At 44.4% G+C, this 7,000-nt stretch carries 11 protein-coding genes and 2 pseudogenes; 6 read left to right on the top strand and 7 right to left on the bottom strand.

Translation table 11 applies throughout. The features are described 5' to 3' along the window. Positions 1 to 238, bottom strand: a 238-nt coding sequence (locus F6K37_RS18675; RefSeq protein WP_287251534.1) for a hypothetical protein, incomplete at its 3' end; no start/stop codon positions are given. Next, positions 232 to 399 carry a hypothetical protein gene (locus F6K37_RS18670; RefSeq protein ID WP_287251532.1) on the bottom strand — a complete coding sequence of 56 codons (168 nt, stop codon included), beginning with the start codon at positions 397 to 399 and terminating at the stop codon, positions 232 to 234. The genes F6K37_RS18670 and F6K37_RS18675, both read right to left, overlap by 7 nt. A 701-nt stretch (positions 400 to 1,100) precedes the next feature. On the opposite strand from F6K37_RS18670, the gene F6K37_RS18665 reads away from it, so the two are divergent. Further along, positions 1,101 to 1,289, top strand: a complete 189-nt coding sequence (locus tag F6K37_RS18665) for a hypothetical protein (RefSeq protein WP_131827175.1) — start codon at positions 1,101 to 1,103, stop codon at positions 1,287 to 1,289. Here the strand turns inward: F6K37_RS18665 and tnpA are convergent. Continuing rightward, on the bottom strand, positions 1,261 to 1,728 hold the full coding sequence (gene tnpA / locus F6K37_RS18660; protein ID WP_008185134.1) for an IS200/IS605 family transposase: 468 nt from the start codon (positions 1,726 to 1,728) through the stop codon (positions 1,261 to 1,263). The two genes, F6K37_RS18665 and tnpA, sit on opposite strands and share 29 nt — an antisense overlap. 29 nt (positions 1,729 to 1,757) lie before the next feature. Between tnpA and F6K37_RS18655 the strand changes: the two genes are divergently transcribed. Together F6K37_RS18655 and F6K37_RS18650 are read left to right on the top strand one after the other, a co-directional pair. Then, positions 1,758 to 3,065, top strand: a complete 1,308-nt coding sequence (locus F6K37_RS18655; RefSeq protein WP_008185136.1) for an RNA-guided endonuclease InsQ/TnpB family protein — start codon at positions 1,758 to 1,760, stop codon at positions 3,063 to 3,065. A 118-nt stretch (positions 3,066 to 3,183) separates the two neighbouring features. Beyond that, positions 3,184 to 3,597: a hypothetical protein gene (locus F6K37_RS18650; protein WP_008185138.1), complete on the top strand. Its 414-nt coding sequence runs from the start codon at positions 3,184 to 3,186 to the stop codon at positions 3,595 to 3,597. A 409-nt stretch (positions 3,598 to 4,006) separates the two neighbouring features. Here the strand turns inward: F6K37_RS18650 and F6K37_RS18645 are convergent, their stop codons facing one another. The 4 genes and pseudogenes from F6K37_RS18645 to F6K37_RS18635 all read right to left on the bottom strand — a co-directional run bounded on the left by F6K37_RS18645 (position 4,007) and on the right by F6K37_RS18635 (position 5,883). Continuing rightward, entirely contained in the window at positions 4,007 to 4,441 is a 435-nt protein-coding gene (locus tag F6K37_RS18645) for a type II toxin-antitoxin system VapC family toxin (protein ID WP_008185142.1), read from the bottom strand. Further along, entirely contained in the window at positions 4,438 to 4,695 is a 258-nt protein-coding gene (locus tag F6K37_RS18640; protein ID WP_008185144.1) for a hypothetical protein, read from the bottom strand. The genes F6K37_RS18645 and F6K37_RS18640 overlap by 4 nt, the downstream gene beginning before the upstream one ends. A gap of 143 nt (positions 4,696 to 4,838) precedes the next feature. Then, positions 4,839 to 4,919, bottom strand: a pseudogene (locus F6K37_RS45560) (Uma2 family endonuclease); the annotation flags it as partial. Positions 4,920 to 5,268: 349 nt separating this feature from the next. Next, positions 5,269 to 5,883, bottom strand: coding sequence for a Uma2 family endonuclease (locus F6K37_RS18635; RefSeq protein ID WP_071106013.1), 615 nt, complete (start codon positions 5,881 to 5,883; stop codon positions 5,269 to 5,271). 131 nt (positions 5,884 to 6,014) lie between these two features. Here F6K37_RS18635 and F6K37_RS45555 point away from each other — a divergent pair. The 3 genes and pseudogenes from F6K37_RS45555 to F6K37_RS18620 form a co-directional block, all read left to right on the top strand. Further along, positions 6,015 to 6,239 (top strand): annotated as a pseudogene (locus F6K37_RS45555) (toxin-antitoxin system HicB family antitoxin); the annotation flags it as partial. 298 nt (positions 6,240 to 6,537) lie between these two features. Further along, a complete protein-coding gene (locus tag F6K37_RS18625; protein WP_287251528.1) occupies positions 6,538 to 6,660 on the top strand; it encodes a hypothetical protein in 123 nt (40 codons plus the stop codon). A gap of 106 nt (positions 6,661 to 6,766) precedes the next feature. Continuing rightward, positions 6,767 to 7,000: hypothetical protein (locus F6K37_RS18620; RefSeq protein WP_287251527.1), on the top strand; the 234-nt coding region annotated here is incomplete at its 3' end.

Here is a 7,000-nt window from a genome sequence, read left to right as displayed (position 1 = left end):
TGCAGCACTCTGAGTCGGTTCCTGTTGCAGCTACTTCTGAGGAGAAGTTAGAGGTAAACAATGAGGCATTGCTGAGGGGCCGGATGAACATGAAACGGGCAAGATGCCCGTTCCACCAAGATGGCTGTTCCACCAAGATGGCTGTTTCACCAAGATGCCCGTTCCACCAAGATGGCTGTTCCACCAAGATGCCCGTTCCAGCAATATGGCTGTTCCACCAATATGGCTGTTTCACCAAGATGCCCGTTCCACCAAGATGGCCATTTCACCAAGATGGCTGTTCCACCAAGATGGCTGTTCCACCAAGATGCCCATTTCACCAAGATGCCCACCCCAAAAAACTATTACAATCATCCCGCATTTATGCAACGCCATAGCGGGTTTATCTTTTTTGATCACAATTTGCTCAAATTTCCATGCGGTAAAGCTTACAGGCCGACATTGCTTAATAATGGAATGATTTTAAGAGTGAGGTAGAATAGGCATCTTGCCTGTTCGGCGGGTCGCATCTGTAGAATAGGCATGTTGCTTAGGTGCCCTTGACCTATTAAGAATTAAATTCGCCACGGGTCGCACCTGTGGAATAGGCATCTTGCCGTGGCATGGGCATCTTGGTGGAACTGGCATCTTGCCGTGGAATGGGCATCTTGCCCGTTACAATCTTTGGGCGGGCAGGATGCCCACTCTACTCCTATTAATTCAAAGACTGACGCAACGCCTACAGGCCTTTTTGTCACCCCCTCAGACCTTGGGAATGGCTGACGACTGACCGCTGAACGCGCACGCGTGCGCGTAGCGCATATGCTTTCGTTGCCGTAGTGGCTCAATACTCGCGCATTGCTTTTCTTTTTTAGGGAATGCGATCGCTTTTCTTTTTTAGGGAATGCGATCGCTTTTTTTTTGAGGGGACGAAGGGATGCGATGCGCGAGCATTGAGCCGCTACGCGATCGCAGTTAGTATAGCAGTCGAAGTAAAGCTTAAGACATCTTCTGCTCCCTGCTCCGAACGCGCCCCGCGTGGCCTACGGCCTCAGTCCCTGCTCCCTTTCAACTAAAAGACTATGTCCTAAACTATACTTCCCTTGCTATAAAGTTTGAGTATGAAGGAGCGATGCGCGAGCATTGAGCCGCTACGCGATCGCTTTTCTTTTTTATGGAATGAGGGTGCGATTCGGCAAAGCCGACGCTACGCGATGAAGCGTTCGCGTAGCGTGGCCTACGGCCTCAGCTTCCGCGCTTATGCGATCGCATATTGTCCAACTAAACGGGCAAGGGGTCTCCCGTTATAATCTTTGATTTAACGGGAGGGGAATTGCCCGACGGGGTATTTTGGTTTTGAACATAACTTTTCAATTGTTCTATTGTTACTCCGCCACAGGAAGCTACAAAATACGAACCTGTCCAGAAAGCCCGTTTGTCACCGTAAAACTTCTCGAGGTGTTCTGGAAACTCCTGACGTATCAGACGACTGGTAACGGTTTTGATGTTTGCGATCAGTTTTACAGGTGCAACCTTTGGGTTTAAATCAACTAGCAGGTGAATATGGTCTGTTTCTCCGTTGAACTCAATCAAATTGCACTCCCATTTCACGCAAGTATCAGCACAGATTTGATTGAGTCTGGTCAATACCTCGTCCGTAATGGTTTTTCGTCTGTATTTAGTGACTAATACAATATGCACAGTAAGTCTATAGACAGACCTATTTTGTTTGGTATAGTTGCCTTTCATGAGATGACGATAAGTGGTAAAATAAAATCATGATACTTACATACTGCTACCGAATCAAACCAAGTCACGAACAGATAGCCATCATGGATAGATGGCTAGAACTGTTGCGCCGTCACTGGAACTATGCTCTAGGGCAAAGGCTTGATTGGCTCAACAGGACTCGTTCACCGGTTGATCGATGTAGCGTTAGTTATGAGCCGATTGGTGAAATTCCTCACCCGGTCAACTACTACACCCAGCAATCTGCTCTCAAGGAAACTAAGCGGTTGTTCCCTGAGTACAAACAAATTTACGCAGAGACGCAACAGGTTAACCTACAGCGGCTTAACAAAGCCTGGGAGAAATGGCGAAAACCAGACGCCAGTGGTAAGCGTGGCGGAAGACCTCGCTTCAAAAAGCCCGGAGATCTCCGGTCATTTGTATTCCCCAGGGTTAACAATACCAAAGCGGGAGCACACCTAGTTGACGGTGTTTTAAAACTAAGTCGAATTGGGTCAATACCTGTGGTAATGCATCGGCCATTACCTGTTAGCGAAGCTTGCCCGAAGGGCGTGGGTTTTGTACTCAAGCAATGCACTATCGTCAAAAAAGCTGATGGTTGGTATTGTTGTATTTCGATGAAAGATGATACCGTACCTGAACTGCTACCTGTAGATTCAGTCAATTCTGCCGTTGGTATTGATGTTGGCCTGGAGAAATTCTTGACGACATCTGACGGCGAAGCAGTGCCTATCCCGCAGTTTTACAGAAAAGCTCAGGACAAACTTGCTCAAGCTCAAAAAGTAATGTCGCGCCGCGTCAAGGGTTCTAAAAACTGGAAAAAAGCTAAACATAAAGTAGCTTTGATGCACCTTCATTTAAGCCGTTGCCGAAAAGAATTTCATTATCAGGTTGCTCATTGGCTGTGCAGTAAGTATGACTTAATTGCTCACGAAAATTTAAATATCAAAGGACTCGCTAGAACTAATTTAGCAAAATCAATACATGATGCGGCCTGGGGAGCATTCTTGGAAATATTGCAAGCAGTGGCGGTTAAACGCGGTTTGTTAGTTCAGGAAGTTAACCCACGTGGCACAAGTATCGAGTGTTTTAGTTGTGGTTCTAGGGTCGAAAAAACTTTAAGTGATCGCATTCATTATTGTTCTAGTTGTAAAGTTAAAATTGACCGCGACTGGAACAGTGGTATCAACATTTTAAATCGTGGACTATTGGCGGTTGGACTGCCGCTTAATGGCTGTGGTAAATCGGTACAGGATATCGTTCGCGTAGCGTCGGCATCCGCCGAGGAGCAGCAAGTCTCATTCGTGAGGTTGAGAAGCCCACATCATAATCTTTGATTTGATGTGGGAGTAGTCACAATTCAGATATTCCCCTCTGAGATCGTCTTTAGATTGAAAGGTGGAAAACAAGTCTACCTGTAACTTTAAACAATTCATTCCTTTTAAGGAGTAAATAATGTTCTCAGAAAAGTTTGAACAGTTGCTTAAAGCAATTCCAGCTACATTAGTGGCTATGGCTTTGATCATTGGTTTTACAGTTTTCACACAACCGGTCCATGCTTCGACACCACAACTACATTGTCAGAAACCCATCTTCACCAGAATCTTGAGTCAAGGAGATGTGTGGGATAGTAATCAAGATCCTAAATCCCAAGGGGCAGTGTACGGATTTCGCGCCTCAGGTTATGGTGATTATTGTACATGGCAAGCAAAGGTGAACAATTATCACGATACACTATCATTTGACGATTTGGGTGTTAGCCAATCTGTAGTTCTTTTTGAGACTCCAAATGCTCCTGCAATGGTAAGCCTTAATAATGGTTGTCGTGAACCATTGACTCTTGAGGTCTGCCCATTGTTTGAATTTTGATGTCTGCCCATTGTATTAGGGGACAAAAGTCACAGTCATTATTTCTCCATTGAGAAGTTGACAAAAGTGCGATAGCTTATCTTGTCGGGTGCGTTAACAAAGTGTAACGCACCTTTTTAATTATCAGTAATGGGATGGCTTATTGTAGGATTAATACTGCCATGGTATAATCTAAAACTAGTCGATTTTCATTCCCGGCTACATTTACCCCTGACGAGTCGGATAGCGGGTTTATGGTAACTTTGGCTGGATTTGCCAGAAGCCATTACTCAGGGAGATTCCATTGAACAAGCCAAAGCTTCAGCAGCCAACTGTTTGGAAGAAGCGATTGCTGCGAGCATTGAGCCGCTATGGGAACGCAGTTAGTAGAGTTTGAGTGGGATTGGCCGTAGGCCACGCTACGGGAACGCTACATATTAGAAGAAGGACGAAAGACTCGTTCAAAGGGTTGCTTGCGGTAGCGTCGATAGATATCAAAATCCTTATCCAAAGTAGCGATCGCCGCAATATTCAAACGTTCAGAAATTGCCACAAGAGACAAATCAGAAAAATCACCAGGCAAGTCAGCATACTGGGCGTTTAGCTCAGCGATACGGGCAAAGTCTTGCAGTAAAAGCGACTCACACTCATAGATGTTATTGGCCAGATGAGTTAGAAATTCATTCTGCACTCGCCAATCAGACCCTAGCAACCATAGCACTTCTGTAACACAACCTACGGTTGTAACTAACCGACTGGTACAACTGGTAAAAAACTCAACCACTTGACCATGATGTTGATCGGCTGAATCATAAAAAGCCACCAACAAGCCTGTATCCACCAAAATAGCGGGATGATAGCTCATACTTCTCGTTGATGGCTTGCCCGTATCCGAGAAGCAATAATCTCTCTACGAGTGTCCCGATCAGACAGATTCCCCACCGATAGCAAATGTTTAGGCATTCCTCCCATTCGTTCTAAAACCGATTTTTGGGATTGAAAATTTTGCCGATAATCCCGCAGCAATTTTTTGATCAACTCACTGCTAGTTGTTCTTTCCTGACTTAAAATTTCAACTAAATACTGTTCTGCCTCTTGATCCAGACTGACATTCAACATCACGTTTTACCCCATGGTACTGCTGCCTTGTTTCAATCTTACAACGTAAGCATTCAGCCGTCAGCGGTCAGCCTTTAGCTGATAGCTGATAGCTGATAGCTGATAGCTGATAGCTGATAGCTGATAGCTTACCTAATCGCTATCTACAAATACCGGGATAAAGTCAACCTAAATCCGGGCAATAGATTCTCACCAGATAATTCCGTGGGAAGGTTTCGCACCTCTCCTATAGCACCATCATACAGCAATCGAGAACAAGCAATCGCTTTTCAATTGAGTGTGAGAATGATACAGCGTTTGATAATTAATTGTAAAAAGCACTGCATCGCTACTTGATTACCTCTTGCCTCTTGTATGCATGCCTCTTGCCTTTCCCGAAGAGATTCTGTTCACAACTCAAATAGAAATACTATAGTGCGATGGCTCGAAGAGCCCGCCAAAGGCGATGGCATTTCAGTTTTAGACCTCTTGCAAAAATAAATATCAAATCAAAATCTATCCCTTTTGCCTATTGCCTATTGCCTATTGCCTTGTCAAAACCCACGGTTTATGAGACTTATGCAAGAGGTCTTTTCAATCCCACACCCGACGCAAATCCAACACAAAACCCGGTAACACCTCTTCCCCCGACAACTCAGCCGGATTTTCCAACACTTCCACTGCCAAACCCGGTCGATAAATTTCCACCAATCGCTGCTGTGGATCAATTAACCAGCCCAGTCTCGCCCCATTGTCGATATACTCCGTCATTTTAGCTTCCAGAGACTGAACCCGATCTGAGCTAGACCGTAACTCAACCACAAAATCCGGGCAGATATTAGCAAAGGTTCCTTTTTGTTCTGGAGTAAGTGCCTGCCAACGTTCTGCGCTCACCCAACAGGCATCGGGAGAACGAGTGGCACCATTAGGTAAAATGAAGCCAGTGGAGGAGTCAAAAGCTTTACCCGGTTCCCCTGCATTACGCCACCACAAATACAACTCTCCAGAAATACTCCAATTTAGCTTTCCAGTTTTCCAGCCTGTTGGTGGGTTCACAATTAACTCTCCAAGTGCCGTTCTTTCCAGTCTCAAGTCGCGGTTGGCTGCGGCTAGGGCTGCAAACTGTTCCTGGGTGACGTACAACCCGATTGTCCTAGGCAACTCAATCAATAGAGTTTCGGTTTCTGGACTGGCAGGTGTTTGTATCATCTTGACCTCTGTTTATAAGACTCCGTGGGAAGGAAATCTTTGTTTCAATATTCAAAAGGGAAATAGTCGAAAGGCTAACGTTGATCAAGTTTGTCAAGTCTTAAAAACTATTGATAAGTTACAGGACAGTAATGAAAGTTAATCATCAACACTACACTTATCGTATCACATGGTCACAAGAAGACGGGGAGTTTGTAGGATTGTGTGCAGAATTTCCCAGTCTATCTCACCTTGACACATCTGGTTTTGCTGCCTTACAAGGCATTACTAATTTAGTCGCAGAAGTGCTCGAAGATATGGAAGCCTCTGGAGAACCTATTCCACAACCTCTTGCCGAGAAAAAATATACCGGTCAGTCTTATGAAGATGAAAGGATGATTCAAGCTATCCTTCAAGAGCGAGAAGGTGGAGAGCGTGAGGTGGAGTCACCAGTTGGCTACGTTGATTTGTTAACTGATGATTATGTAATCGAGGTCAAACACGTTAAAGTCTGGAAGGACGGCACTAAATTGCTTCTGTATGCTCCCTACTTTCCAGGTCGAAAACCACGAGTTCATCTGTTTGGTGGCTATAGTAAGGATTTCCGAACTCTGGTAGAAAATTCCTTTGAGACGTTGGGTATTACTACAACTTGGGAGCGTGAACCCTTTTAGGGTGTCTGGACTGATAAAAGAGCGAGTAAGCTATCAGCTTATGTGCTACGCACACGCTACGCGAACAGCTATCAGCTATCAGCTATCAGCATATGCTTACGTTTATCCTACTTATGAGGTATAATAATACAGAGATTAACTAGTGAGTTATAACAATCTGGGATAAAATCTTACTCAATTGACTTTCGGCCAAAATTTATAGAAGTCTATAAAAAGTAAAATCTATTAATATGAGTAAGAAAAAAAAGAAAAAACATCCTGGGGGACATAAGTTTTATGAACCTAGCGACTACAGGCCGGTAAACTGTAAAAACGTCCCAGGAGAACGAGCTAGGAAAAAGTGTAAGAAATGGAACAAATTTGTTGCAGAAAGATCTAAGCTGAAGAAACAAGGTCTGTTTGAAGAGATGAAAAAACTAGAGGAAGAGTATCACGGAATAGACTTAACACAAGAGACGACTGTA

Origin of the sequence: Moorena sp. SIO4E2, assembly GCF_010671945.1 — a bacterium.
Taxonomy (GTDB): Bacteria; Cyanobacteriota; Cyanobacteriia; order Cyanobacteriales; family Coleofasciculaceae; genus Moorena; species Moorena producens.
This window is presented reverse-complemented; position numbering and strand designations above follow the sequence as displayed.

What these genes read in the sequence shown, in the direction of transcription:
- F6K37_RS18665 (WP_131827175.1), top strand. Translation starts at nt 1,101, where the DNA reads ATGAAGGAGCGATGCGCGAGCATTGAGCCGCTACGCGATCGCTTTTCT.
- tnpA (WP_008185134.1), bottom strand. Translation starts at nt 1,728, where the DNA reads ATGAAAGGCAACTATACCAAACAAAATAGGTCTGTCTATAGACTTACT.
- F6K37_RS18655 (WP_008185136.1), top strand. Translation starts at nt 1,758, where the DNA reads ATGATACTTACATACTGCTACCGAATCAAACCAAGTCACGAACAGATA.
- F6K37_RS18650 (WP_008185138.1), top strand. Translation starts at nt 3,184, where the DNA reads ATGTTCTCAGAAAAGTTTGAACAGTTGCTTAAAGCAATTCCAGCTACA.
- F6K37_RS18645 (WP_008185142.1), bottom strand. Translation starts at nt 4,441, where the DNA reads ATGAGCTATCATCCCGCTATTTTGGTGGATACAGGCTTGTTGGTGGCT.
- F6K37_RS18640 (WP_008185144.1), bottom strand. Translation starts at nt 4,695, where the DNA reads ATGTTGAATGTCAGTCTGGATCAAGAGGCAGAACAGTATTTAGTTGAA.
- F6K37_RS18635 (WP_071106013.1), bottom strand. Translation starts at nt 5,883, where the DNA reads ATGATACAAACACCTGCCAGTCCAGAAACCGAAACTCTATTGATTGAG.